At 66.3% G+C, this 23,316-nt stretch carries 24 protein-coding genes; 15 read left to right on the top strand and 9 right to left on the bottom strand.

Going from position 1 to position 23,316, the window contains the following annotated elements; genetic code table 11:
* Positions 1-13 precede the first annotated feature (13 nt).
* The 5 genes from AC3DET_RS09225 to prmB form a co-directional block, all read right to left on the bottom strand.
* Positions 14-1,738, bottom strand: coding sequence for a FimV/HubP family polar landmark protein (locus AC3DET_RS09225; RefSeq protein ID WP_488391422.1), 1,725 nt, complete (start codon positions 1,736-1,738; stop codon positions 14-16).
* 38 nt (positions 1,739-1,776) lie between these two features.
* Positions 1,777-2,802 carry an aspartate-semialdehyde dehydrogenase gene (locus AC3DET_RS09220; protein ID WP_488391421.1) on the bottom strand — a complete coding sequence of 342 codons (1,026 nt, stop codon included), beginning with the start codon at positions 2,800-2,802 and terminating at the stop codon, positions 1,777-1,779.
* Positions 2,803-2,878: 76 nt separating this feature from the next.
* Positions 2,879-3,919 (bottom strand): 2-hydroxyacid dehydrogenase, encoded by a 1,041-nt coding sequence (locus AC3DET_RS09215; protein ID WP_488391420.1) that lies wholly within the window; start codon positions 3,917-3,919, stop codon positions 2,879-2,881.
* Positions 3,912-5,015 carry a chorismate synthase gene (aroC, locus tag AC3DET_RS09210; protein WP_488391419.1) on the bottom strand — a complete coding sequence of 368 codons (1,104 nt, stop codon included), beginning with the start codon at positions 5,013-5,015 and terminating at the stop codon, positions 3,912-3,914. The genes AC3DET_RS09215 and aroC overlap by 8 nt, the downstream gene beginning before the upstream one ends.
* Before the next feature lie 139 nt (positions 5,016-5,154).
* The gene (gene prmB / locus AC3DET_RS09205; RefSeq protein ID WP_446538556.1) at positions 5,155-6,084 is read right to left on the bottom strand and encodes a 50S ribosomal protein L3 N(5)-glutamine methyltransferase; all 930 of its coding nucleotides are present in this window, start codon (positions 6,082-6,084) and stop codon (positions 5,155-5,157) included.
* A gap of 138 nt (positions 6,085-6,222) precedes the next feature.
* On the opposite strand from prmB, the gene AC3DET_RS09200 reads away from it, so the two are divergent.
* Entirely contained in the window at positions 6,223-6,876 is a 654-nt protein-coding gene (locus AC3DET_RS09200; protein ID WP_337731027.1) for an SCO family protein, read from the top strand.
* Positions 6,873-7,718, top strand: a complete 846-nt coding sequence (asd, locus tag AC3DET_RS09195; protein WP_488391418.1) for an archaetidylserine decarboxylase — start codon at positions 6,873-6,875, stop codon at positions 7,716-7,718. The genes AC3DET_RS09200 and asd overlap by 4 nt, the downstream gene beginning before the upstream one ends.
* A 79-nt stretch (positions 7,719-7,797) precedes the next feature.
* On the opposite strand, the gene AC3DET_RS09190 is transcribed toward asd, so the two are convergent.
* Complete coding sequence (locus AC3DET_RS09190) at positions 7,798-8,199, bottom strand: glutaredoxin family protein (RefSeq protein ID WP_337731029.1); 402 nt, start codon at positions 8,197-8,199, stop codon at positions 7,798-7,800.
* 561 nt (positions 8,200-8,760) lie between these two features.
* Positions 8,761-10,341, bottom strand: coding sequence for a transglycosylase SLT domain-containing protein (locus AC3DET_RS09185; protein WP_488391417.1), 1,581 nt, complete (start codon positions 10,339-10,341; stop codon positions 8,761-8,763).
* Positions 10,342-10,476: 135 nt separating this feature from the next.
* On the opposite strand from AC3DET_RS09185, the gene AC3DET_RS09180 reads away from it, so the two are divergent.
* From AC3DET_RS09180 to greB, 3 genes are read left to right on the top strand one after another with little or no spacing between them, the layout of a single operon-like run.
* Positions 10,477-11,979 carry a helicase HerA-like domain-containing protein gene (locus tag AC3DET_RS09180; RefSeq protein WP_488391416.1) on the top strand — a complete coding sequence of 501 codons (1,503 nt, stop codon included), beginning with the start codon at positions 10,477-10,479 and terminating at the stop codon, positions 11,977-11,979.
* Between the two features lie 10 nt (positions 11,980-11,989).
* Positions 11,990-12,388 (top strand): copper resistance protein NlpE N-terminal domain-containing protein, encoded by a 399-nt coding sequence (locus AC3DET_RS09175; protein WP_488391415.1) that lies wholly within the window; start codon positions 11,990-11,992, stop codon positions 12,386-12,388.
* Between the two features lies 1 nt (position 12,389).
* Positions 12,390-12,893 carry a transcription elongation factor GreB gene (gene greB, locus AC3DET_RS09170; RefSeq protein WP_488391414.1) on the top strand — a complete coding sequence of 168 codons (504 nt, stop codon included), beginning with the start codon at positions 12,390-12,392 and terminating at the stop codon, positions 12,891-12,893.
* Positions 12,894-12,896: 3 nt separating this feature from the next.
* On the opposite strand, the gene AC3DET_RS09165 is transcribed toward greB, so the two are convergent.
* Together AC3DET_RS09165 and rimO are read right to left on the bottom strand one after the other, a co-directional pair.
* Entirely contained in the window at positions 12,897-13,724 is an 828-nt protein-coding gene (locus AC3DET_RS09165; RefSeq protein ID WP_488391413.1) for a DUF3025 domain-containing protein, read from the bottom strand.
* Positions 13,721-15,088: a 30S ribosomal protein S12 methylthiotransferase RimO gene (rimO, locus tag AC3DET_RS09160; RefSeq protein ID WP_488391412.1), complete on the bottom strand. Its 1,368-nt coding sequence runs from the start codon at positions 15,086-15,088 to the stop codon at positions 13,721-13,723. The genes AC3DET_RS09165 and rimO overlap by 4 nt, the downstream gene beginning before the upstream one ends.
* A gap of 294 nt (positions 15,089-15,382) precedes the next feature.
* On the opposite strand from rimO, the gene AC3DET_RS09155 reads away from it, so the two are divergent.
* The 10 genes from AC3DET_RS09155 (at position 15,383) to AC3DET_RS09110 (ending at position 23,307) form a co-directional block, all read left to right on the top strand.
* The gene (locus AC3DET_RS09155; protein ID WP_488391411.1) at positions 15,383-15,991 is read left to right on the top strand and encodes a hypothetical protein; all 609 of its coding nucleotides are present in this window, start codon (positions 15,383-15,385) and stop codon (positions 15,989-15,991) included.
* Positions 15,991-17,082: a helix-turn-helix domain-containing protein gene (locus AC3DET_RS09150; RefSeq protein ID WP_488391410.1), complete on the top strand. Its 1,092-nt coding sequence runs from the start codon at positions 15,991-15,993 to the stop codon at positions 17,080-17,082. The genes AC3DET_RS09155 and AC3DET_RS09150 overlap by 1 nt, the downstream gene beginning before the upstream one ends.
* 85 nt (positions 17,083-17,167) lie before the next feature.
* Entirely contained in the window at positions 17,168-17,878 is a 711-nt protein-coding gene (locus tag AC3DET_RS09145; RefSeq protein ID WP_488391409.1) for a toll/interleukin-1 receptor domain-containing protein, read from the top strand.
* 306 nt (positions 17,879-18,184) lie between these two features.
* Entirely contained in the window at positions 18,185-18,844 is a 660-nt protein-coding gene (locus AC3DET_RS09140) for a dienelactone hydrolase family protein (RefSeq protein ID WP_337731036.1), read from the top strand.
* Positions 18,841-19,248 (top strand): HIT domain-containing protein, encoded by a 408-nt coding sequence (locus AC3DET_RS09135; RefSeq protein WP_337731037.1) that lies wholly within the window; start codon positions 18,841-18,843, stop codon positions 19,246-19,248. Before AC3DET_RS09140 ends, AC3DET_RS09135 begins: the two co-directional genes overlap by 4 nt.
* The gene (pxpB, locus tag AC3DET_RS09130) at positions 19,245-19,943 is read left to right on the top strand and encodes a 5-oxoprolinase subunit PxpB (protein WP_488391408.1); all 699 of its coding nucleotides are present in this window, start codon (positions 19,245-19,247) and stop codon (positions 19,941-19,943) included. Before AC3DET_RS09135 ends, pxpB begins: the two co-directional genes overlap by 4 nt.
* Entirely contained in the window at positions 19,940-20,878 is a 939-nt protein-coding gene (locus AC3DET_RS09125) for a 5-oxoprolinase subunit C family protein (RefSeq protein ID WP_488391407.1), read from the top strand. Before pxpB ends, AC3DET_RS09125 begins: the two co-directional genes overlap by 4 nt.
* Before the next feature lie 20 nt (positions 20,879-20,898).
* Entirely contained in the window at positions 20,899-21,660 is a 762-nt protein-coding gene (locus tag AC3DET_RS09120) for a 5-oxoprolinase subunit PxpA (RefSeq protein ID WP_488391406.1), read from the top strand.
* Positions 21,657-22,355 (top strand): DUF969 domain-containing protein, encoded by a 699-nt coding sequence (locus AC3DET_RS09115; RefSeq protein WP_488391405.1) that lies wholly within the window; start codon positions 21,657-21,659, stop codon positions 22,353-22,355. Before AC3DET_RS09120 ends, AC3DET_RS09115 begins: the two co-directional genes overlap by 4 nt.
* Positions 22,342-23,307 (top strand): DUF979 domain-containing protein, encoded by a 966-nt coding sequence (locus AC3DET_RS09110; protein ID WP_488391404.1) that lies wholly within the window; start codon positions 22,342-22,344, stop codon positions 23,305-23,307. The genes AC3DET_RS09115 and AC3DET_RS09110 overlap by 14 nt, the downstream gene beginning before the upstream one ends.
* Positions 23,308-23,316: the final 9 nt, after the last annotated feature.

Here is a 23,316-nt window from a genome sequence, read left to right as displayed (position 1 = left end):
GCGCATCACCCGGTCATCCGATCTCGCGCAGCAACTGCAGCGCTTCATCGCGGGCGGCGGTGTCGCCACCGGCGGCGACTTCGTTCAACAGGTCGCGCGCCGTGACCACATCGCCCAGGTCCAGGTAGGCCACCGCCAGTTCCAGCCGCTCGCGGCCCACGGGTGCCGGGGCAGGCGTCGCGACGGCGGCGGGCGCACCGCCGGAATGCCACGTGGGACCGGCCGCGACCGGTGCCGGCTTCGCCGCCGGCCTGGACGGCGCAGCCGCCGGCACGATCACGGGTTGCAGCGTCGGGCTGGGCGCTGGGTCCTCCACCGGAGCCGTCGGCATTCCCGCCGCGAGTTCGACGGCGCGGCTGACGGCCGGTGTCTCGCCGAACACGCCGCTGCGCGGTGCCGGCGCTGGCGACAGACGCTTGCGACGCTGTGCGAAGCCCCATGCCAGCGCGCCTGCGAACAGCAGGCCGAAGCCCGCCCACGCCCACACCGGTACGCCGCCATCACTGCCATTGCTCTGCGCCAACCGCTGCTGGGCGGCGGCGAGATCGCTGTCCTTCATGGCCAGCAGTTTTTCCTGCTGTGCCTTGAGTTTCTCCAGGTCCGCGACCTGCGAACGCAGTTCCTGCACTTCCGCTTCGCGCGCGGCCAGGTCTTCCTTCGATTGCTGCAACTGCTCGTTCGCCAACATCTCGCCCTCACCACCGGCGTTGAGGCCGGACTGCGTTCCAGAACCCGACGTGCCCGTCGCCGCGGGCGCAATTTCCAGGCGCGCTTCCGCCACCTGGGGCGCGGGCGACGCAGACGCCGGAGCAGGCGCCATCGGTTCGACCACGGCCGCTGGCTGCGGGATCGGCGCGCGCGCGCGCCGCCACTCGGCGATCTGGCTGCGCACCAGCGCCGCCGCTTCGCTTTCCAGGATCGTCTGTGCCTCGGCCGTTTCCGGCACGCGCAGCACCGCGCCCTGCTTGAGCAGGTTTACGTTGCCATTGATGAAGGCGTCGGGATTGGCGCGCAGCAGTGCCACCATCGCCTGGTCCAGGGTGTAGCCCTGCTCGCGCGCCAGTGGCGCCGCGATCTGCGACAGCGATTGGCCCCTGCGCACCGGCGCCAGCGTGTCGCCCGGGGAAACCTGCGGCGCGGGTGCGGCGGTGGCCACGGGCTCCGGCGCTGCACGCACCGGCGCCTCGGGAGCCGGTTGCGCCACGGGTGGAGGTTCCGGCGTCGCCACGACGACCGGCTCGACCGCTCGGCTGATGGTGTCCGAGGGCGCCGCCAGAGGCGCGTCGATCACCGGCTGCTCGGCAGCCGCCAGCGTTCCTGGCGCACTCACGAGCGCGGAGTATTCGCGTACCAGCCTGCCTTGCCCCCAATCGACCTCGATCAGGAAGTTGACTGCCGGCACATCGACCGGCGTGCGGCTGGTGACGCGGACCACGGGGCGCCCCGCATCATCCAGCGCGACGGTGAAATCCAGTTCATTGACCAGGCCCTGTGGCCGCGGCAGGCCCACGCGCTCGAATGTCACCGGCGACGCCAGGCGCGCGCTCAGCTGTTCCAGCTCGCCGGGCTCGCTGGAAATGATCGGAATCTCGGCCAGCAGAGGCTGTCCGGGCTGCGATTTGACCTTGATCTCCCCCAGGCCGAGCGCGAGGGCCACGTTGCTCAGCAACGCGAGCCCCAGCCCGATCATGCCGGCCAGCAGGAGTCTTGCCGCCCGAGGTCTGTGCTTCGGTTTCACGGCCCTTCCCCATGTTTCCCGGCCACGACTATAGCCGCTCAGCCGTTTTTCGCCACCAGTTCCGCCACCTGCACGGCATTCAGGGCCGCGCCCTTGCGGATGTTGTCGGACACGATCCACAGGTTCAGCCCGCGCGGATGCGAGATGTCCTCGCGGATGCGGCCCACGTAGACGGCGTCGGTGCCGGAGGCGTGGGTGACGGGCGTGGGATAGCCGCCAGGCGCGCGGTCATCGACGACTTCGATGCCCGGGGCGGCTTCCAGCAGCGCGCGCGCCTCGGCGGCGGTGATCTTGTCGCGGGTCTCGATGGCCACGGCTTCGGAGTGCCCGTAGAACACCGGCACGCGCACCGCCGTGGGATTCACCTGGATGCTGTCGTCGCCGAGGATCTTGCGCGTCTCCCACACCAGCTTCATCTCTTCCTTGGTGAAGCCGTTGTCGAGGAAATCATCGATATGCGGGATCAGGTTGAAGGCGATCTGCACCGGGAAGCGCTGCGGATCCGGGTCCTGGAAGTTGAGCAGCGCGCCGGTCTGGCGGCCAAGCTCTTCCAGCGCGGAACGGCCAGCACCGGACACCGACTGATAGGTCGCCACGTTGATGCGCTCGATCCCGTACTTGCGATGGATCGGGGCCAGTGCCACCAGCATCTGCATGGTCGAGCAGTTCGGGTTGGCGATGATGCCGCGCGGGCGGTTCTGCACCTGCTCCGGATTCACCTCGCTGACGACCAGCGGGATGTCGGCGTCGTAGCGGAACGCCGAGGAGTTGTCGATGACGACGGCGCCTGCCGCAGCGAACTTCGGCGCGAACTCCTTGGAAATGCCGCCGCCTGCGGAGAATAGCGCGATGTCGATGCCGGCGGGATCGAAGGTGGCCAGGTCCTGCACGGTGATTTTCTCGCCGTTGAACTCGACGGTGCTGCCGGCGGAGCGCTCGGAGGCCAGTGCGACGAGCTTGCCGACGGGGAAGTTGCGTTCGGCCAGGATGGACAACATGGTTTCGCCGACGGCGCCGGTGGCGCCCACGACGGCGATGTTGAAGGTTCGGTTCTGGTTGCTCATGGATGGGTTTTCGCGAAGAAAGGAATGAAGACAGCAGACACGTGTTGGCTGTGTTCGGGGAACCTGCGGGCGTGCCTCAGGCTCCCTGTCGTTTGGCGATGATGGTTTTGGTGGTGCCGGCAATGGCCAGCGCATCCGGATTGACCGGCGTCGGCGGATTGCCCGCATCCGGGCCTTCACCGAGCGCGGCGATCAGATTGTCCACCGCCAGCGAGACCATGGCACGGCGCGTGGCCAGGCTGGCGCTGGCAATGTGCGGGGTCAGCACCACGTTGCGCAGCGCCAGCAGCTCCGGGCGCACGGCCGGTTCGCCTTCGTAGACATCCAGCCCTGCAGCGGCCAGCCGGCCGCTGGCCAGCGCGTCGGCCAGTGCCACCTCATCGACGATGCCGCCACGCGCGATGTTCACCAGCGTGGCCGTCGGCTTCATCTTCGCCAGCGCCGACGCGTCGACCAGATGGTGTGCCTGCGGCGAGTACGGCAACACCAGCATCACGTGGTCGGCCCGTGCGAGCAGGTCGTCGAAGCCGGCGTAGGCCGCGCCACACTCCTGCTCGATCGCCTGCGGCAGGCGACTGCGGTTGTGGTACAGCACGCGCATGTCGAAGCCACGCGCGCGCCGTGCGATGCCCTGCCCGATGCGACCCATGCCCACGATGCCCAGTGTGCTGCCATGCAGGTCGGCGCCAAGCAGCGTACCGAACGACCACTGCTGCCACTGCCCGTCACGCAGCCAGCGCTCGGCCTCGGTGATGCGTCGCGCGGTCGCCATCAGCAGCGCGAAACCGAAGTCGGCGGTGGTCTCGGTCAACACCTCCGGGGTATTGGTCGCGACGATGCCCGCCCGTGTCAGCGCATCGACGTCAAGGTTGTTGTAGCCCACGCCGACGTTGGCGATGGCGCGCAATTGCGGCGCATCGGCGATTTCCCGGAGGCCGATGCGTTCGTTCAGCGTCACCAGCGCACCCGCGCTGTCACGCAATGCCGCGGCGATGGCCTGCGGCGTGTACTCGGTGACTTCTGCCGTCGAACGTATGTCGAAGTGCGCGGCAAGCCGTCCGACGATATCGTCGAACAGCGGCTGCGACACCCAGACACGCGGCCGCGACTCAGCCATCGACGCTGCCGGGAATGTGTGGCGGCACTTCGCCCACGTCGCCGCATTGCGCGCGGTGGCGCAGCGCCTGGTCCATCAGCACCAGCGCCATCATCGCCTCGGCGATCGGCGTGGCGCGGATGCCGACGCACGGGTCATGGCGGCCGGTGGTGATGACGTCCACGGTACTGCCGTCCACGTCCACCGTGGCGCCGGGCAGGCGCAGGCTGGAGGTGGGCTTCAACACGATGGAGGCGGTGACCTGCTGGCCGGTCGATATGCCGCCGAGAATGCCGCCCGCATGGTTGGACAGGAAGCCCGCTGGCGTCATCAGATCGCGATGCTCGGTGCCCTTCTGGGTGACCGCCGCGAAGCCGTCACCGATCTCCACGCCCTTCACGGCGTTGATGCTCATCAATGCGGCCGCCAGGTCGCCGTCGAGCTTGCCGTAGATCGGCTCGCCCCAGCCGGCCGGCACGCCATCGGCAACGACATTGACGCGTGCGCCGATGGAATCGCCCGATTTGCGCAGCGCGTCCATGTAGGTTTCCAGCGCCGGCACCTGCGCGGCATGCGGCCAGAAGAACGGATTGTCTTCCACCGCGCTCCAGTCGAAACCGTCGGGGGTGATCGGCCCGAGTTGCGACAGGTAACCGCGCACCATCACGCCGTACCGCTGCAGCAGCCACTTCTTGGCGATCACGCCGGCGGCCACGCGCATGGTGGTTTCGCGCGCGGACGAGCGCCCGCCGCCACGCGGGTCGCGGATGCCGTACTTCTGCCAGTAGGTGTAGTCGGCATGGCCGGGACGGAACTGCCGCGCGATGTCCGCGTAGTCCTTGCTGCGCTGGTCGGTGTTGCGGATCAGCAGCGCGATCGGCGTGCCGGTGGTGCGGCCTTCGTAGACGCCGCTGAGAATCTCGACCTCATCGGCCTCGCGGCGCGCGGAGGTGTGCCGCGACTTGCCGGTGGCGCGGCGCTCCAGGTCGTGGCGGAATTCCTCCGGCGCAATCTCGAGCCCCGGCGGGCAGCCGTCGACCACGCAGCCGATCGCCGGCCCGTGCGATTCGCCGAACGTGGTGACCGTGAGGAGTTTTCCGAAACTGTTGCTGCTCAAGCGCCGCTCCGCGGATGGGAACTATCGGTGCCGGGCCTTCAAGCATCGCATACCGGCCACCCTATTGTGCAGTGCGCCAACGCCGGCCGCGACGGTTGCAGGCGCAACCGCTGCGCGTGCAGCGCGGGGTCCCGGCGCGTTATTTTCGCGTGGCGGCGAGCGCGGTGATGCGCGCGTTGTGGCGGATCAGCTCCGCGCATTCGACGGCGAAGATGCCCATCTGCCCCACCTTGAATTCGATCCAGGCGAACTCGACGTCGGGCAGCAGCTTCACCAGCGCACGCTCGGACTCGCCCACTTCGCAGATCAGCAGGCCGTCCTGGCTGAGGTGCAGCGGCGCATCGCGCAGGATCTTCAGCACCAGGTCCAGGCCGTCGTCGCCTGCCCGCAGGCCGAGTTCCGGCTCGTAGGAGTATTCCTTCGGCAGCGCGTCGGTCTCGTCGTTGGTGACGTAAGGCGGATTGGTGACGATCAGGTCGTAGTGGCGGCCGGTCAGGCCGCCGAACAGGTCGGACTTGATGAAGTGCACGTTGTCGGCATGCAGGCGCGCCTTGTTCTCGGCCGACAGCGCAAGCGCGTCGTCGCTGATGTCGACGCCGTCGACCTGCCAGTCCGGGTTGTAGTGGCCCATCGCGATGGCGATGCAGCCCGAGCCCGTGCACAGGTCCAGCGCGCGGTTCACTTCGCGGCCGCCCAGCCAGGGCTCGAAGCCCGATTCGATCAGCTCGGCGATCGGTGAACGCGGCACCAGTGCGCGCGCATCGCTCTTGAAGCTCAGGCCCGCGAACCAGGCTTCGCCGGTCAGGTAGGCCACCGGAACGCGCTCATCCACGCGGCGCTCGAACAGCCCCAGGATCTTCGCTTTCTCCGCCGTCGTCAGCCGTGCCTGGCCATAGGCCGGGCCGAGATCGGGTGGCAGGTGCAGGGTGTGCAGCACCAGGTGCGAGGCTTCGTCCAGCGCATTGTCGTAGCTGTGGCCGAAGGTCAGGCCGGCGGCGTTGAAACGGCTGGCGCCGTAGCGGATCAGGTCGATGATCGTATGCAGTTCTGCGGCGACGTCGGCGGTCATGGCAATGCTTGTGAAGACGCCGGGACGGCGAAGGCCGCCGATTATAGGGGCTGCCCCGGTATCATGGCGGCCTTCATGCCGCGCCCATGCGGCTCCGGCCCGCCGGCCGTGCCCTCCTCCTCGTGGGAATCCCACTGCATGTTCAACAAGAAGATCGGCCTCATCCTTGTCCTGGCGCTCGCCGCCGGCCTGGGCCTGCTGGCCGCACAGAAGTTCTTCGGCCCCGTCACGCCGGCCACGCAATGGCCGGCCACACAGACGGTGACCCTGTTCCCGCAGGCGCGCCCGCTGCCACCCTTTTCGCTGCGCCAGTCCGACGGCACCCAGCTGGCCGACGGCGAGCTGAAAGGCCATTGGACGCTGGTATTCCTGGGCTTCACCTTCTGCCCGGATGTCTGCCCGACCACGCTGGCCGAACTGGCCCAGGCCCAGGCCCAGTGGAAGGACCTGCCCGACTCCACCCGCCCGCGCGTGCTGTTCGTCTCCGTGGACCCGGAACGCGACACGCCCACCCGCATCGGCGAGTACGCGCATGCCTTCCATCCCGACACGATGGCCGCGACGGCGGATGTCCCGACGCTGGAGAACTTCGCCAAGTCGCTGGGCTTCGTCTTCATGAAAGTGCCCGGTGACGGGTTCGAGCAGAATCCGAACGACTACAGCATGGACCACTCCTCCGCGATCGGCGTGCTGGACCCGCAGGGACGCCTGGCTGGCCTGATCCGCCCGCCGTTCCAGCCGAAGGCGATCGCCGCGGACATGCGTGCGCTGACCGAGGCATCTGCGAAATGAGCCTGCTGACCTCGCTGACCTACGTCCTGCCGCACCGCCTGCTGTCGTCGCTGGCGCGCCGACTGGCGTATTCGACGTCGCCCGGCACCAAGCAGTGGCTGATCGACACGGTGACGCGGAAGTTCAACGTCGACCTGGGCGAAGCCGCCGAGCCCGATCCCAAGGCGTATCCCAGCTTCAACGCCTTCTTCACCCGCGCGCTGAAGCCCGGTGCGCGCGTCGCCGACGCCGATCCGCGCGCGCTGCTGATGCCGGCCGACGGCCATATCAGCCAGTGCGGTCCCATCGAGGACGGCCGCATCTTCCAGGCCAAGGGCCAGTCGTTCACCGCCGCCGAACTGCTGGGCGATGCCGCGGCCGCGGAACCGTTCCGCAACGGCCTGTTCGCCACCGTCTACCTGTCGCCGCGCGACTACCATCGTGTGCACATGCCGTGGACCGGCACGCTGCGCGAGACGGTGCACGTGCCCGGCCGCCTCTTCAGCGTGGGCACCGATGCAGTGGCGAACGTGCCGCGCCTGTTCGCGCGCAACGAGCGCCTGGTCTGCCATTTCGACACCGATTTCGGTCCGATGGTGTCGGTGATGGTCGGCGCGCTGCTGGTCTCCGGTGTGGAGACGGTGTGGAGCGGCGAAGAGATTCCCGCCTACGGCACCGCGATCACCCGCAAGGACTACCGCGGCAAAGACATCACGCTGGAGCGTTTCGCGGAGATGGCGCGCTTCAACTACGGTTCGACCGTCATCGTGCTGTTGCCGCCGGGCGTGGCGACGCTGTCGCCGGAGCTGAAGGCCGAATCGCCGGTGCGTCTTGGACAGGCGCTGGCACGTCTGACCGCCTGATGGCGGACGCCGACCGTGTTGCGACGCGCGCCTGCTCAACGCCGCCTCGCCGCAGGACGTCGGACATCCGTCGGCTCCGTCAACGATTCCCGGAGCGAAGGTATCCCTGCTCTTCAAGCAGCGCGATCGTCCTGTCCCGGCCATACCCCTCCAGCTTGTAGCCCGCCGTCACGATGACAGGGACGCGCTTCGCATCGAGCCGGTGCAATTCCTGGCGATGCACCATCGACGTGTCGGCAGGCCGCTCCACGTAATCCACTCCCAACTCCCGCAGCAATCGGCGTGTCTTTTCGCAGCCGCCACAGGCTTGCAGGGAATAGAACGCGACCTGGCCAGGGCGCACGAGATAGAGATCGTAATCGCCACGCGTGACGACGAGATCGTTCGATTTCGCAAGTTTATGGGCGCTGTAGACGCGCCCCGCACCCAGTCCCACCAGAAGGGCCGCCGCGACCACCGCGAGTGGAAGCATCTTTTTCATTTTCACATGCACCTCCCTACGCCGCGGGGCCATCCCCGCGGCGTGTCGCTGCCGGATCAGGGGACTTCGCAGTTACCGCAGGTGATGAAGCGGCATGTGTTCAGGCTGGTACGACACTGGGCGGGCGTGTATTGCCCGCCCTGCATGCAGATCCTGTAGGACTGATCGCATGCCAGCCAGCATTCGGTACACGGATCGTCTGCCTTCGACGTGAATGAGAACCCGAGCACCAATGCAGCCGCGCATGCAGACGAAAGCAGGAACGTCTTGATAGACATGACTATCTCCTTGTGAAGGGTGCGCTGACGAATCAGCAGTGCATGTGTACTCCTGCCCCTCACCCACGAATGCGCGCAGGCGCACATTTCACAGGCGTCACATGGCACCCGCACGCTGTCGCGATCGGTTCATCCATTTACGTACAGGCGTTTACGCCCCGGGAAGGAGCAGTGACACGAAAGACGCATGCACGGGAACAGACAATCCGCGAGATACACGACGCGATGCTTCGCCGACACCCGAATGGGTATCGCTTGCCTCCATGGTCACCGGAACCCGGGATTACTTCCTGCAACTCTCCAGCGTCAATTCCTGCCCCGGCCGCACCGAGTAGGCCGGCGCCTTCAGCCTGTTGGCCTGCGCCAGCTTCTTGAGGTCGCACTGGAAGCGCTGCGAGATCCGGCCCAGCGTATCGCCCTTGGCGACGCGGTACTCGCGCGCCTGCTCTTTCCTGGGTTCCGCCGGCTTGGGTTCACCGGTGGCGACCGTGGTCGGTACGCCCGCCACCGGCGTCACGTCGCCCACCGCAACGCTGCCTGTCAGCCGCGTGCGCCGGATCGCGGCGGCGGGATCCGCATTGACCAGCGTGCGAGCCAGTTCGGCGCGCGGGCCGCTGACGCAATGACGGTTGTAGAGGCCGACGATGCGCGTATTGGCCTTCAACGTGGTGCCGGCCGGGATCCAGCTTTCCGGCTGGTAGCGCGGATTGAGGTTGCGCAGCGTGCGCATGTAACCCTCGCGCGTGCCGCCGTTGCCCAGGCAGATGGTCAGTTCGTAGATGGATGCGTCGCGCGCCAGCTTGAGCGGTGCCGGCTGCGCGTTGACCTTCGGGAACTCGAGGCCGTACTGGCGCGGGTGCAGGAACAGCCACGCCGCCGCGATCACCATCGGCACGTAGTCGCGCGTCTCGCCGGGGAACTGGCTGTAGACCACGTCGTCCCAGAAACCCAGGCCGCTGTTCTCGCGATAGACGCGGGCCGCCCGGCCTTCACCGCCGTTGTAGGCCGCGAGCGCCAGTTCGATGTTGTTGTTGAGGCCGCGCATGCGCTCGTTCATGTATTCCGCACTGGCCTGGCCGGACGCATACGGGTCGTAGCGCGTATCGAAGCCGCTCGCATCGCGGCCGAGTCCGAAGCGAGCACCGGTGTGGAACATGAACTGCATCGGGCCCGCCGCGCCCGCGCGCGAAGTCGAATGCACGCGGCCGTTCGACTCCTTGGCCATGATGCCGAACAGCAAGGCTTCCGGCAGGCCACTGCGCTCCCACGCGGGATACAGGTCCGAACGCATGTTCTGGTAGTTCTCGTAGCTGTCGATCAACGCCGGGCGCATGTCGGTCAGCCAGCGGCGGATGCCGGCCTGGACCGCCGGGTTGTACTCCACCATGCGATCGAACGCGTGCCGCTGGTCGTTGAGCAACGCCGTGGTGCGGGCCGTCTCCGGCACCGGCGTGCCCGCCGGAATGGCGTGGTCGGTGCCGTCGTCCAGCGCATCGATCGCTTCGCCCTCGCTTGCATCATCTTCACCCTGCGCATCGGCATTGCCCTTGAGCAGGCGCTTGTACGTTGCCAGCAAGGTGGGCACCTGGCAGCCGCGCTGCTTGATGCAGGCATCCAGCACATCCTCCATGTCCTCCAGCGCCGCGTCACTCTCGCTGGCGCCACGCGGATCGCTGTTGGCCACCAGCACCAGGCCATCGCGGTAACGTTTTTCCGCGGCCGCCATGCGTTGTTCGAGCGCGTCGGCGGCGGCGCGGTCACGCGCGGACACCCGTTGGGCCAGTGACAGGGGCGAGACCAGCAGCAGGGAAAGGGCGGCCGCAACGGGCCAATAGCGCAGACAGGAAGGAACCGCAAACGACATCAGGTGAGCATCCAGAGTGTGAGTCGGGAGGGTAGCCCCCGCCGTGCGCCCCGGGCAAGGTCGTACGTCATGGAACGTTTCCCCCGATGCAGCATCCAGCCGCTAGAATCCGGGCACCATCACGCGAGGTTGAACATGGATCCCATCCTGCTGGGCAAGGGCGTCACGGACGACATTCCGGTCACGCTGCAACCGAAGTTCGGCAACCGGCACGGTCTGGTGGCCGGCGCGACAGGCACCGGCAAGACGGTCACGCTGATGACGCTGGCCGAGGGATTCTCGCGCATGGGTGTACCCGTGTTCATGGCCGACGTGAAGGGCGATGTGGCCGGCCTGGCCGCTGCCGGCGACGGCAGCGAGCGTGTCATGCAGCGCGCGAAGGACATCGGCATCGCCGACTACACCCCCGGTGCAAACCCGGTCATTTTCTGGGACCTGTACGGCAAGCTGGGCCACCCTGTCCGCACCACGGTCAGCGAGATGGGCCCCACGCTGCTCTCGCGCATCCTGGAACTGAACGATACCCAGAGCGGCGTGCTGGACATCGTGTTCAAACTGGCCGACGACCGCGGCCTGTTGCTGCTCGACCTGGAAGACCTGCGTGCACTGCTGGGCCTGGTTGCCGCCGAGCGCAAGGACATCTCCACCAGTTACGGCCTGGTCAGCACACAGTCGGTGGGTGCCATCCAGCGCGCCCTGCTTCGGCTGGAACAGGAAGGCGGCGAGATGTTCTTCGGCGAGCCGGCGCTGGAACTGGCCGACCTGATGCGAACGAACACCGACGGCCGCGGCGTGATCGGCATCCTGGCCGCGGACCAGCTGATCCTGAAGCCGCGCCTGTATTCCAGCTTCCTGCTGTGGTTGCTGTCGGAGCTGTTCGAGACGCTGCCGGAAGTCGGCGACCTGGACAAGCCCAAGCTGGTATTCGTCTTCGACGAAGCGCACCTGCTGTTCGACGATGCACCCGCTGCCCTGCAGCAGCGCATCGAGCAGGTCGTGCGCCTGATCCGCTCGAAGGGCGTGGGCGTGTACTTCTGCTCGCAGTTCCCCGACGACGTGCCGGACAACATCCTGGGCCAGCTGGGCAACCGCGTGCAGCATGCATTGCGTGCCTTCACCCCGCGCGATCAGAAGGCGGTCAAGACGGCGGCGGAAACATTCGTGCCGAACCCGAAGCTGGACGTGGCCCAGGCCATCTCCAAGCTGGGCACCGGCGAAGCGCTGGTGTCCACGCTGCAGGACAAGGGGATTCCGGCACCGGTGCAGCAGACGATGGTGTCGCCACCCCGCTGCCGCATGGGGGCGATCAACGAGAGCGAGCGGCAGCAGGTGCGCAACGGCAGTCCGGTGGGCGGCAAGTACGACACCGCCATCGATCGCGAATCTGCTGCCGAGATGCTGGCCAAGCGTGCGGAATCGGCGATGGAAACCGCGAATGCGCCCGCCGCGAAGACCGAGAAGGACGACCCGGATGCCGGCGGCTTCGGCCAGACAGTAAAGGATGCGGTGTTCGGCACCAAGCGCCGCCAGGGCATGATCGAGACGATGGCCAAACAGACCACCCGCACCATCGGCACCAAGCTGGGCAACCAGATCGTGCGCGGCATCCTGGGCAGCATCTTCGGCGGGCGACGCTGATCGCATGCGCATGAAGTGGTTTTTCGTCATGCCGGGCATCGCCCTGTCGCTGGCGGCTTCGGCCGCCAACCCGACACCGGCGACCTTCGCCGGTCCGTTCTTCGGCAGCCTGCCGTCCACCGGTTGCGTGATGCAGAACGTGCTACTGGACCTGCGCGCCGACGGACGCTACACCCTGCAGGCGCATTGCCAGGACGACCTGCAGGCTGCGCCGACACACGCCGGCCGCTGGTCGGTGACCTGGAACGGCACCTGCGTGCAGCTCACGCCGGACGATGATCAGCCGACGCAGGAATTCGCGATCCATGACGACGACCTGCTGGCGCTGACCGCAGGCAGCTGCATCGAACCGGTCGACGATCCCCGCGGGCGCACGCTGCGGCGCGCGGACACCGCCGGGGATCGCTGACGTGTCGCGCTGGCGCCCGCCGGGCGAGAAAAGCACCGCCCTGATCACTCGCGAAGGCCACGATCGCCTGAAAGCGGAACTGGACGATCTGTGGCGCGTCAGGCGCCCTGAAGTGGTGAAGGCGCTCGCCGCCGCCGCCGCCGAGGGGGACCGCTCGGAGAATGCGGAGTACACGTACCGGAAGAAGCAGCTCGGCGAGATCGATCGTCGCGTGCGCTATCTGAGCAAGCGGCTGGAAGCGCTGCGCGTGGTCGACACCGCACCCAGCGATCCGGAAGCCGTGTTTTTCGGCGCCACCATCGAGCTGGAAAACCTCGCCAGCGGCGAAGTCTCGCGCTACCGCATCGTCGGACCCGACGAGACCGACGTAACCCTCGGCTGGATCAGCATCGACTCGCCACTGGCACGCGCACTGCTGAAGAAGCGTGTCGATGACGAGTTCGCCGTGGAGCTACCCGGCGGCATCACCCACTTCGTGCTGGTGGATGTCAGCTACCCGGGCTGATCTTCACAGCGGTCGCGGGTAGACGCGACCATTCCGCAACGGCCGGAAGTAGTCGCCCTGCGCATAGAACGTTTCACTCTGGTCCGAGTGCCATCCCGGGATGCCGGCCAACGGCAGGGGCCGCAGGTCCGCCGGAGTGACGAGGATCGCACCGGCTGAAATCGCATCGGCCACGCGCGCGACACCGTCGACCGGATCGCCCAGCACCACCAGGCACTTGCCGACCAGCAGGCGCCCCGGCACCAGCATCTGCTCCATCAGCGCATGCCCCACCACGGCAGCCACCACGATGTCGCCGCTGCGCCAGCGCCCGGCATCCGCATGGAACAGCGCCGCCCAGTCGTGTCGGTCCCACAGATCCAGCAGCACCGGGTCACGCACCTGCACGATGACACCGGCTTCATCGAACTGGGTCAGCGCCTGCTGGGCAGGACTGCGCTCACGTGTCCCCATTCGTGCGATATGTCGGCACTGCTGCTGGTTGAGGGCGTGCTTGAGGGCCCGGTGGCGCATCCAGACCATGGCATTGAACAGGTCGTGCCAGTTCTCTGCGCGCGTTGCGATGCGCCCTTGTGCGATGCGTGCTTCGTAGTGCAGCCCGTCGGCGAGCAGGGTCGCGTCCTGCATCACGAAGCGATGCCCCGACGGCGGCATCCGCGCATTGAGGGCTTCGGTATCCGGCCATCGCGTGGCCGTCATCAGGTCCAGGTGCTCGCCATACCCGCCGAACACGGGATGCCGGAAACACGCGGCATCCACCTGCTCACGCAAGGGTGCGACAAAACGACGCCGGCCATTGCCCGCGTGTGCTCCTGTCGCTGGCGCGGTCACAGCACCTTGAGATCGAGCGGCGTGCCTGCCGTTCCGGCGATGGCATCACCGATCAGGTCGTGTTCGTCGCTCTCGGTGATCTCGACGTCGACGAACTGGCCGACGCGCAAACCCAGCTCGCCGCCATTCTGGATGTGCACCAGGCCATCGATCTCCGGCGCATCGGCCTTCGAGCGCGCCACGGCGATGTCGTCTTCGATCAGGTCGACCAGGCACTGCTGCACGGTGCCGATCTTGGCCTCGAGACGGGCGGCGGAGATCTCCGCCTGCTTCTCCATGAAGCGCGCCAGGCGCTCCTGCTTGACTTCTTCCGGCACCGGATCCGGCAGCAGGTTCGCGGCGGCGCCTTCGACCGGCGAATAGGCGAACGCGCCGACGCGATCCAATTGCGCTTCGTCGAGGAACTGCAGCAGTTCTTCGAACTCCTGGTCCGTTTCCCCCGGGAAGCCAACGATGAACGTCGAGCGCAGGGTGATGTCGGGGCAGATGGAACGCCAGCGCTTCACCCGCTCCAGCGTCTTGTCGACAGCACCCGGGCGCTTCATCAGCTTGAGGATGCGCGGGCTGGCATGCTGGAACGGGATGTCCAGATACGGCAGCACCTTGCCTTCGGCCATCAGCGGGACAACGTCGTCCACGTGCGGATAGGGATAGACGTAGTGCAGGCGTACCCAGGCATCGAGTTCGCCCAGTCCTTCGCACAGTGCCTTCATGCGCGTCTGGTACGCCTTGCCGCGCCACTCGCGCTCGGCGTACTTCACGTCGACGCCGTACGCGGAGGTGTCCTGCGACACCACCAGCAGTTCCTTCACCCCGCCTCGCACCAGGCGCTCGGCTTCGCGCAGCACGTCGTCGACGGGACGCGACACCAGGTCGCCGCGCATTGACGGGATGATGCAGAAACTGCAGCGGTGGTTGCAGCCTTCGGAGATCTTCAGGTAGGCGTAGTGCCGCGGCGTCAGCTTGATGCCGTAGTCCGGCACCAGGTCGACGAACGGATCGTGCTTCGGCGGCAGCGCCGCATGCAGTGCTTCCATGACGCTCTGGTAGTCCTGCGGGCCGCTGATCGCCAGCACATCGGGGTACTGCTCGCGGATCTGCTCCGGGCGCTTGCCCAGGCAGCCGGTGACGATGACCTTGCCGTTCTGGTTCATCGCCTCGCCGATGGCGTCGAGCGATTCGGCTACGGCGGAGTCGATGAAGCCGCAGGTGTTCACCACCACCACGTCGGCTGCGTCATAGGTCGGCACGATGTCGTATCCCTCCACACGGAGCTGGGTGAGGATGCGTTCGGAGTCGACCAGGGCCTTCGGGCACCCCAACGATACGAATCCAACCTTTGGCGATGTATGTAATTGATTCATAAGATATTTCTCGGGATTTTGAATCGACTCATGGAGCATTTTTCCTACCGAAATAAGATCAGCAGGACAATCGCCCATCAGATTGATTCAAAACAATTTTCTCGGATTTCTTGGGTGCCTAGAGCCCTGGTCGATTCAACGGCTGCGAGAATTGCCGACTTCGGGCGGGCAATGGATACCCACAGGCACCCAGCAGCGACCCTCAAGGGGGCGGCATCGTACCAGCAGCGCCGGTTATTGACTTGGTTATAATTTGATGCAAGATTTGTCGTCGCCGCCACCGCGAAGACGAACATGACACTCCCAGACCGCGCGACCGTGGAAACCGCCCTAGCTCCTCTGGAGCCAGTCCTGACTGATGCATTTCTGCGTGCTTGGAAGGACTGGCGGGGCACGCCATACGCAGGCCACTGGCAGAAGCGTGGTCGCGCCAACTTCGTATGGGAGCAGGCGGTCCACTACGCCACGGTCGCAATCTCCCAAATGTCGAACGTGAAGGTTGTGCCGAAGAATCATTCGTTCCACTTCTTGGTGGACGGCAAAGTGGCGTTCCGACTCAAGAAGGCCGACAGCTCGGGCTTTACCAGTAACTACCCCACACAAGAAGCCCTGTGCTTCCATGATCCCCAGCTCCCTCTTACAGGGGTCTCATCCGCCCAGCGCGTGGAAGTGACCTACGTACTAGACAAGACTGGCACGAGCATCAGCGACATCGCTGTGGTCGCCCGGAACGGCAAGAGTGTTGAATGGACGTATTCCCTCTTGCGCCAAGAATCTGTTGTCGCCCTGCCCAGCAATCAGCCAGACTCCGCTCCTGCAAAGAACAGCGCGTCCACTGGCTTGGTGCGCCCGAAGACGCAAAAGAAGAAACAAGACGAGGCAGCCGATACCGGCAAGCAGTAATGGTTACTTTCAATAAGGAAATTCTTCGCACGGTGCGACAGGCCCGCGGCAAGAGCCAAGCTCAACTCGCTGACGAGGCGAGCGTGTCGCAGGCCGCCATCTCTAAAATGGAGGCAGGGTTAATCACGGATCCAGCGAGCGAAGTAATAGAGCGAATCGCCAAAGCAGTCGATTTTCCGAGTAGCATTTTTTTTGAGCCAGATCGAGCATTCGGCTTGCCCATAAGTTTGCACGGCAACGCCATGTACCGCCGCAAAGCAAGTACGGGAAGTCGGGCACTGGAAAAGCTCGAAGCAGACCTAAACATCAGGCTGATGCATGTGCGGCGCCTGCTTGCAGCAGCTGAATTCAGCGGTGAGCTTCCGCTGCCGGCCCTTGATGTGGATGCATATGACGGCGACGTCGAACTCATTGCTGAGATGGTTCGTCGCACTTGGCTCATCCCGAACGGCCCTCTCTACGATCTCGTGTCGTACATCGAACGCGCTGGCATCATTGTCATTGAGTGCGACCTTTCCTCCATTGGCGTTGATGGCCTGACAATCCGGACACTGGGCACTCCGCCTTGTATTTTTATCGATATGAGCGCCCCGGGAGATAGGCAGCGCTTCACTCTTGCCCACGAGCTGGGGCATCTCATCATGCATAGCGTGCCCTCGCCCTCGATGGAGGATGAGGCAAACAAATTCGCCAGTGCACTACTGATGCCGCGCCGCGACATTCGACCATACCTTCTTGACCGAATTAGTATCGAGAAGCTGGCTTCACTGAAGCCAGTTTGGCGCGTTTCAATGGCCGCGCTGCTTATGCGCAGTCAGTCCGTTGGAGCCACGTCAGACGCACAGGCGCAATACCTATGGCGGCAGATGAGTGCATTGGGCTATAGGCGGGCGGAACCCGAGTCAGTTGCTGTACGACGAGAGCCTGCCAAGGTGCTGTCGGAAATTGTTGATCTACACCTTCGCGACTTGGGGTACAGCATCGCTGAACTATCTAGTGCATTGCACATCCATCCCTCCGAAATGTGCATGGCCTACGGCATTAAACCACTCGATGACCGGCCTGCACGCCATCTGAAGGCGGTGCAATAGCGATACAAAGATCCGGAATTTCCGGGTTGGGGACACTCTAGCGTTTGAATTTCAATGAACAATCACGGATAGGAGGTTCTACGACATGGCTAGATGCACAGCACCAACCAGAGGACATCGCACCGCCAGCGGAGCAGCGGAATGTCCCGCATGCGGCGGCCGCTCTCGCGGATATGGATCGTATTCCTCCTATTCACCACCCTACTCACCGCCCTATTACCAGTCAGGGAGCAGTGGCAGCTCGGGAGGCCGTAGCAGTGGCGGCGGGTCTGGCGGCAATTCAAGACCGCGCTGGTCGCGAGCAGGTTCTCCTACGGTTTACACGCCGGCAGAAGTGCGGACACTCACGCCCGTCCGCGAAAGCTTTGAAAGACGAGCGACGGTACCCGATCTCCGAGACGTCTTCCTATGTCATGCGTGGGATGACCGGAAAGGAGCTGCGAAAGAACTCCACGATCAGCTTGAGTCCCACGGTGTCTCCGTGTGGTTCAGCGAGAAGGACGTCCTGCTCGGCTCGTCGTTGCTTCGTGAAATCGATAAGGGGTTGGCGAAGTCGCGAGTCGGGATCGTGCTTGTGACCCCTGCGCTGCTAACCCGTGTCGCGGCAGAAGGCATCGCTGACAAAGAACTTTCAGCCCTCTTGGCGCGTGACTTGCTCGTTCCCATTGTGCACGACACGACGTATGAGGCTCTCCGCGAAGTCAGTCCTCTGCTCGGCTCACGGAGCGGCTTGAACACTGCAGAGGAGCCGATGGCAGGCATCGCGGCTAAGCTCGCGGAGCTGGTCACCCTCTAGCTCTTGCATCTGCTGAATCGGCCTTACCAAAAACCCCAGAAATTCTGGGGTTTTTTTAGTTTTCGCCGCGTCCGACTGGCGGAAAACCGCCCGAATCTACGCAAAATATGTCAGGGTCAGCCGAGGCTGACGAAGCCCACCTTGGGGTTCTGCAGGGACATGGGGAGTACGGCGGCGGCATGTACGGGGCGCGGATTATAGCCTCCGGCCACCGGCGGCCAGGGCTGGAGCGTTCAGCCAGCCCCGGCACACAGCCCCGCCGCGCGCGCCCTACACTGTCCCGTTCCCCACGACCGGACCGCATGCATGGGCTACTGGACCCATTTCGATTCCCCGCATGGCCGCATCCATGCCTGGCGGGCCGATCCTCAGGGAACACCGCGCGGCGCGCTGGTCGTGGTGCAGGAGATCTTCGGCGTCAATCCGCATATCCGCACCGTGGCCGAAGGATTTGCGCGCGACAGCTATGTCGCGCTGGCACCTGCCTACTTCGACCCGGTCGAGCACGGCGTGGAACTGGACTACGATGCCGACGGCATCGCGCGCGGCAAGGTCCTGATCGGTGCATTGGGCCTGGAGCGCGCATCCGACATCACCCGCGCCGCGGCCGATGCGCTGGCGGGCCAGGGCAGGATCGGCAGCGTGGGCTATTGCTGGGGCGGTACGGTCGCGCTGCTCGCCGCGCTGCGGCTGGGCCTGCCGTCTGTCAGCTATTACGGCGCGCGCAACCTGCCGTTCCTGGGTGAGACGCCCCGCGCAGCGGTGATGTTCCATTTCGGCGAACAGGATGCCTCCATCCCACCGGACATGGTGCAGGCGCATCGCGACGCCCTTCCGCAGATGGCCGTGCATACCTACCCCGCCGGACACGGGTTCAACTGCGACCTGCGCGCCGACTATGATCCCGCCAGTGCCCAGAGGGCGCGCCAGCGCACGCTCGATTTCTTCAGGACCCACCTTTCATGAGCGACTTCGTCCTCGACCCGCGATTGGCCGCCGACAGTGTTTTCATCGCCGACGGCCCGCTGTCGCAAGTCCGGCTGATGGACGACATGCGTTTCCCCTGGCTGGTGCTGGTGCCGCGCGTCGCAGACGTCACCGAATGGCTGGAACTGGACGGCGGCCAGCAACGCCTGTTGCTGGCCGAGATCAATCAGGCGGGCCACCTGATCCGTGCTCAGGATGGCGTGCAGAAGCTCAACATTGGTGCACTCGGCAACATCGTGCGGCAACTGCATGTCCACCTGGTCGGACGGCATGAGGGCGATGCGGCATGGCCGGGGCCGGTGTGGGGCAGCGGCGCGGCGGTCCGGCACGCCCCCGGGGCATTGGCTGACGAGGTTGCCCGCTGGCAGCAACGGCTGCGATGAGCGCCCCCCTGATCGAACTGCTGGGTGACGATGCGCTGCTGGTGCGCTTCGGCGATGGCATCGACGGCGCCACCAACCAGCGCGTGCATGCGCTGGCCCTTCATCTGCGCCGCCTGGCACCCGCATGGCTGCGCGACCTGGTGCCGGCCTACGCCAGCCTCGGCGTGTTTTTCGACAGCGCGTACATGCCGGGCGAGGATCCCCGTGAGGTGATCGCGCAGGCCGTGGCCGGGTGGTCGGATCCGCCGTCGCCCCTCGAGAATGCGACGCCTACGCTGCACGAAGTTCCGGTGTGCTACGGCGCCGGTTTCGGCGAGGACCTCGCAGCGGCCGCACGTGAACTCGGGCTGGCGGAAGCCGAGCTGATCGCGCGCCACAGCGCACCGCTCTATCGCGTCGCAATGATCGGCTTCGCGCCGGGATTCCCCTACCTGCTGGGCCTGGATCCCGCGCTCGCGCTGCCGCGACTGGCGACGCCGCGCGCACGCGTACCCGCCGGTTCCGTGGCCGTGGGCGGCGCGCAGACCGGCATCTATCCGCATGCGAGCCCCGGTGGCTGGCGCCTGCTCGGACGCACGCCACTGGTGCTGTTCGATGCGCTGCGCGATGCGCCCTCGTTGCTGCTGCCGGGTGATGAGGTCCGCTTCGTGCCGATCGATGCGCAAGCCTTCGCCGCGCTGGCGGGTGCCGCATGAGCCGCTGGGAAGTGCTGTCACCGGGTGTGCAGACCACCGTGCAGGACCAGGGCCGCACCGGCTGGCGTCACCTGGGCGTTGCGCGCGCCGGCGCACTGGATCCGTCTGCGCTCGCACTGGCCAACCGGCTGGTCGGCAACGCGGAATCCTGCGCGGGGCTGGAGATCGTGCTGCAGGGGCCACGCCTTCGCCTGCCCCGCCCCTCCCTCATCGCACTGGTGGGCGCACACGTGCAGGCCTCGTGGAATGACCTGCCTTTGCCGATGGGTCGCCCCATCCATCTACCGGCCGGAGAGCTGAAACTGGGCGCGGTCCGCGACGGCGCGCGCGCCTGGCTGGCGATGACCGGCGGCATGGATGTCGCACCGACGCTGGGCAGCCGCAGCACCGACCTGCGCGGCGGCTTCGGCGGTCATGAAGGGCGTGCTTTGCGTGCTGGCGATCTGTTGCCTTCCGGCAGCGCACAGGCTGCCGCTCCGCAGCCGCGGTTTCCTGCCTGGTGGATAGATCCCGACGATCCGTGGACCGTGGATCGGCACGTGCTGCGCTATGTCCCGTTGCTCCACGCAGCAGCGTCGGCGCTCGGCACGCAGCGCTGGCGCGTCCATCCGAACAGCAACCGGCAGGGTCTTCGACTGGACGGGGCACCGCTTGAAGCCCAGGACGGCAGCGGCATCTCCGAGCCGGTGGCGGTCGGCACGCTGCAACTTCCTCCCGACGGGCAGCCGATCCTGCTGCTCGCCGATGCACAGACGGTGGGCGGTTACCCGCGCCTGGGCCATGTGATTGCCTGCGACCTGGGCCGGGCGGCCCAGCTGCGCCCCGGCGAATCCGTCCACTTCGAACCTATCGACCTGCGGCAAGCCCGCGCACTCGCGCTCGGGTACCAGCACCGGTTGGCGCGATTGCGGCTGGCCATCGCACAACGCCTGTAAGCCTGGGGTACGCTCAACGCATGCACGCAACGCGCGACATCGATTTCAACTGCGACCTGGGCGAGGACTGCGGGGATGATGCCGCGCTCCTGCCCTTCATCAGTTCGGCCAGCATCGCCTGCGGCTTCCATGCCGGGTCGCCGCTCACCATGCAGAAGACAGTAGCGCTGTGCCTGGCCAACGGCGTGGCGATCGGCGCGCACCCGTCGCATGCGGACCGCGACAACTTCGGCCGCATTCCGCATGCGATCGAACCCGCCGCCGCGTATGCGCTCACCCTGTACCAGATCGCGGCATTGGATGGCTTCGTGCGTGCCGCCGGGGGACGCCTGCACCACGTCAAGCCGCATGGCGCGCTGTACAACCAGGCGGCGCAGGATGCGGCGCTCGCGGGCGCCATCGCGCAGGCCGTGTGCGACCACGATCCCGGCCTGGTGCTGTACGGACTTTCCGGCAGCGCGCTTACTGCCGCCGGTGAACGACGGGGCCTGAAGGTGGCGCATGAAGCCTTCGCCGAGCGCCGCTACGAATCCGATGCCAGCCTGACGCCGCGCACCCATGCCGATGCATGCCTGCCTTCCGTCGAAGCATCGGTGGCGCAGGTCACCCGGATGTTGCGGGAGGGTGCAGTGGTCTCTCGCACCGGACCTCCAGTACCCCTGCAGGCCGACAGCATCTGCCTGCATGGCGACCGCGCCGACGCCGCGGCCTTCGCGCGTGCGCTGCGCGAAGCCATCCAAGCGGCCGGTTTCGCGGTACGCAGCATGGAGCGTCGCGCATGAACTACTGGCCATTGCTGGGCATCGCGGTGGTGGTCGCGGGCTTCGTGCTGCGCTTCAACCCGGTGATCGTGGTGGTCGGCGCGGGCCTGGTCAGCGGCATGGCCGCCGGCAAGTCGATCTCCGAACTGCTGGCCTTGCTGGGGGAAAGTTTCGTCTCCAATCGCGCGCTGCTGATGTTCGCGCTGACCCTGCCCACCATCGGACTGCTGGAACGCGCAGGTCTGCGCGAGCACGCGCTGCGCTGGATCGCGCAGTTGCGCGGACTGACGCTTTCGCGGCTGCTTGCGGGTTATCTGCTGGTGCGCCAGGGGCTGAGCATGGTGGGACTGATCGACATTGCCGGCCATGCGCAGACCGTGCGCCCGTTGCTGGCCCCCATGGCCGAATCGGCCGCGGAAAAGACCCGCGCGCCCCTCCAGCGCGAGGAAGCGCAACGCGTGCATGCGATGGCCGCCGCCACCGACAACATCGGCCGGTTCTTCGGTGAAGACGTGTTCCTGGCGTTCGGGGCGGTGCTGCTGATCCAGGGCTTTTACGCCCAGCACGGCATCGCGCTGGAGCCGCTGCAGATCGCGCTGTGGGCGCTGCCGACGGCGATTGCCGCGTTCGTCATCCACGCGGTGCGCATCGTGTTGTTCCAGCGCGGGCTGGATCGCCACGCTGTGCCGAAGGAGCGCAGCGATGCTGTCGATTGACCAGTTCTACCTGCTGCTGGCGGCCTTCCTGGCCTACGCAGGGTGGCGGAACCTTCGCCAGCACCGGTATGCACACGCCGCGTTCTGGGGCCTGATCGCGCTGCTGTTCGCGGGCGGCGGGCACGTGCTGCGCGCCAGCAAGGCCGGCGACCCGCTGCCCGCGCAGCTGGCCGGTGCCGCGGTCATCGCGCTCGCCCTGATGGCCACGCGCATGCGACGGGAACCGCAGGATGAAGCGCCCGAAGCCGAGCGCCTCGCCTCCGCGCTGCGGCTGGGACATCGCCTGTTCCTGCCCGCGCTGCTGATTCCCGCGCTGACCATCCTGGTGGTGGTGGCGGGGCCGCACGTATCGCTTGGCGGAACACCGCTGTTCGCTTCCACCGGCCTCACGCTGACCGGGCTGGCATTGGCCTGCACGGTCTCCGCGCTCGCGGCGGTGGTGGTGACGCGCCAGCGTGCGTTGCAGGCCGCGGACGAAGGCCGGCGGCTGCTGGACACGTTGGGCTGGGCGGCGCTGCTGCCGCTCGTACTGGCGACCCTGGGTGGCGTGTTCGCGGCCAGTGGCGTGGGCGAAGCGGTGGCATCGCTGGTCTCGATGGTGATCCCCGCCGACAGCCGCATGGCCTGCCTGCTGGCCTTCGCGCTGGGCATGGTGGTGTTCACCGTGATCATGGGCAATGCGTTTGCCGCATTCCCGGTGATGATGGCCGGCATCGGCCTGCCGCTGCTGGTGCAACGGCATGGTGCCGACCCGGCCATCCTGGGGGCGATCGGCATGCTGACGGGCTACTGCGGCACGCTGCTGACGCCGATGGCCGCCAACTTCAACATCGTGCCGGCGGTGCTGCTGGGGCTCGACGACCAGTACGGCGTGATCCGCGCGCAGGCCGCCACCGGACTGTGGCTGATGGGCACCAACGTGCTGCTGATGGCCTGGCTATGTTTCCGCTGATCCTCTGCC

It is taken from the genome of Pseudoxanthomonas sp. 97-1-1 (genome assembly GCF_057773125.1).
This window is presented reverse-complemented; position numbering and strand designations above follow the sequence as displayed.

Excerpts from the sequence above, each read along its gene's own strand:
- AC3DET_RS09190 (WP_337731029.1), bottom strand. The coding sequence starts at position 8,199 with ATGAAAAAGATGCTTCCACTCGCGGTGGTCGCGGCGGCCCTTCTGGTG.
- rimO (WP_488391412.1), bottom strand. The coding sequence starts at position 15,088 with ATGAATCAATTACATACATCGCCAAAGGTTGGATTCGTATCGTTGGGG.
- AC3DET_RS09125 (WP_488391407.1), top strand. The coding sequence starts at position 19,940 with ATGAGCCGCTGGGAAGTGCTGTCACCGGGTGTGCAGACCACCGTGCAG.
- AC3DET_RS09200 (WP_337731027.1), top strand. The coding sequence starts at position 6,223 with ATGTTCAACAAGAAGATCGGCCTCATCCTTGTCCTGGCGCTCGCCGCC.
- AC3DET_RS09115 (WP_488391405.1), top strand. The coding sequence starts at position 21,657 with ATGAACTACTGGCCATTGCTGGGCATCGCGGTGGTGGTCGCGGGCTTC.
- AC3DET_RS09110 (WP_488391404.1), top strand. The coding sequence starts at position 22,342 with ATGCTGTCGATTGACCAGTTCTACCTGCTGCTGGCGGCCTTCCTGGCC.
- AC3DET_RS09150 (WP_488391410.1), top strand. The coding sequence starts at position 15,991 with ATGGTTACTTTCAATAAGGAAATTCTTCGCACGGTGCGACAGGCCCGC.
- AC3DET_RS09140 (WP_337731036.1), top strand. The coding sequence starts at position 18,185 with ATGGGCTACTGGACCCATTTCGATTCCCCGCATGGCCGCATCCATGCC.
- AC3DET_RS09220 (WP_488391421.1), bottom strand. The coding sequence starts at position 2,802 with ATGAGCAACCAGAACCGAACCTTCAACATCGCCGTCGTGGGCGCCACC.
- AC3DET_RS09135 (WP_337731037.1), top strand. The coding sequence starts at position 18,841 with ATGAGCGACTTCGTCCTCGACCCGCGATTGGCCGCCGACAGTGTTTTC.
- AC3DET_RS09215 (WP_488391420.1), bottom strand. The coding sequence starts at position 3,919 with ATGGCTGAGTCGCGGCCGCGTGTCTGGGTGTCGCAGCCGCTGTTCGAC.
- AC3DET_RS09145 (WP_488391409.1), top strand. The coding sequence starts at position 17,168 with ATGGCTAGATGCACAGCACCAACCAGAGGACATCGCACCGCCAGCGGA.
- asd (WP_488391418.1), top strand. The coding sequence starts at position 6,873 with ATGAGCCTGCTGACCTCGCTGACCTACGTCCTGCCGCACCGCCTGCTG.
- AC3DET_RS09175 (WP_488391415.1), top strand. The coding sequence starts at position 11,990 with ATGAAGTGGTTTTTCGTCATGCCGGGCATCGCCCTGTCGCTGGCGGCT.
- AC3DET_RS09155 (WP_488391411.1), top strand. The coding sequence starts at position 15,383 with ATGACACTCCCAGACCGCGCGACCGTGGAAACCGCCCTAGCTCCTCTG.
- prmB (WP_446538556.1), bottom strand. The coding sequence starts at position 6,084 with ATGACCGCCGACGTCGCCGCAGAACTGCATACGATCATCGACCTGATC.
- AC3DET_RS09180 (WP_488391416.1), top strand. The coding sequence starts at position 10,477 with ATGGATCCCATCCTGCTGGGCAAGGGCGTCACGGACGACATTCCGGTC.
- AC3DET_RS09185 (WP_488391417.1), bottom strand. The coding sequence starts at position 10,341 with ATGTCGTTTGCGGTTCCTTCCTGTCTGCGCTATTGGCCCGTTGCGGCC.
- pxpB (WP_488391408.1), top strand. The coding sequence starts at position 19,245 with ATGAGCGCCCCCCTGATCGAACTGCTGGGTGACGATGCGCTGCTGGTG.
- AC3DET_RS09120 (WP_488391406.1), top strand. The coding sequence starts at position 20,899 with ATGCACGCAACGCGCGACATCGATTTCAACTGCGACCTGGGCGAGGAC.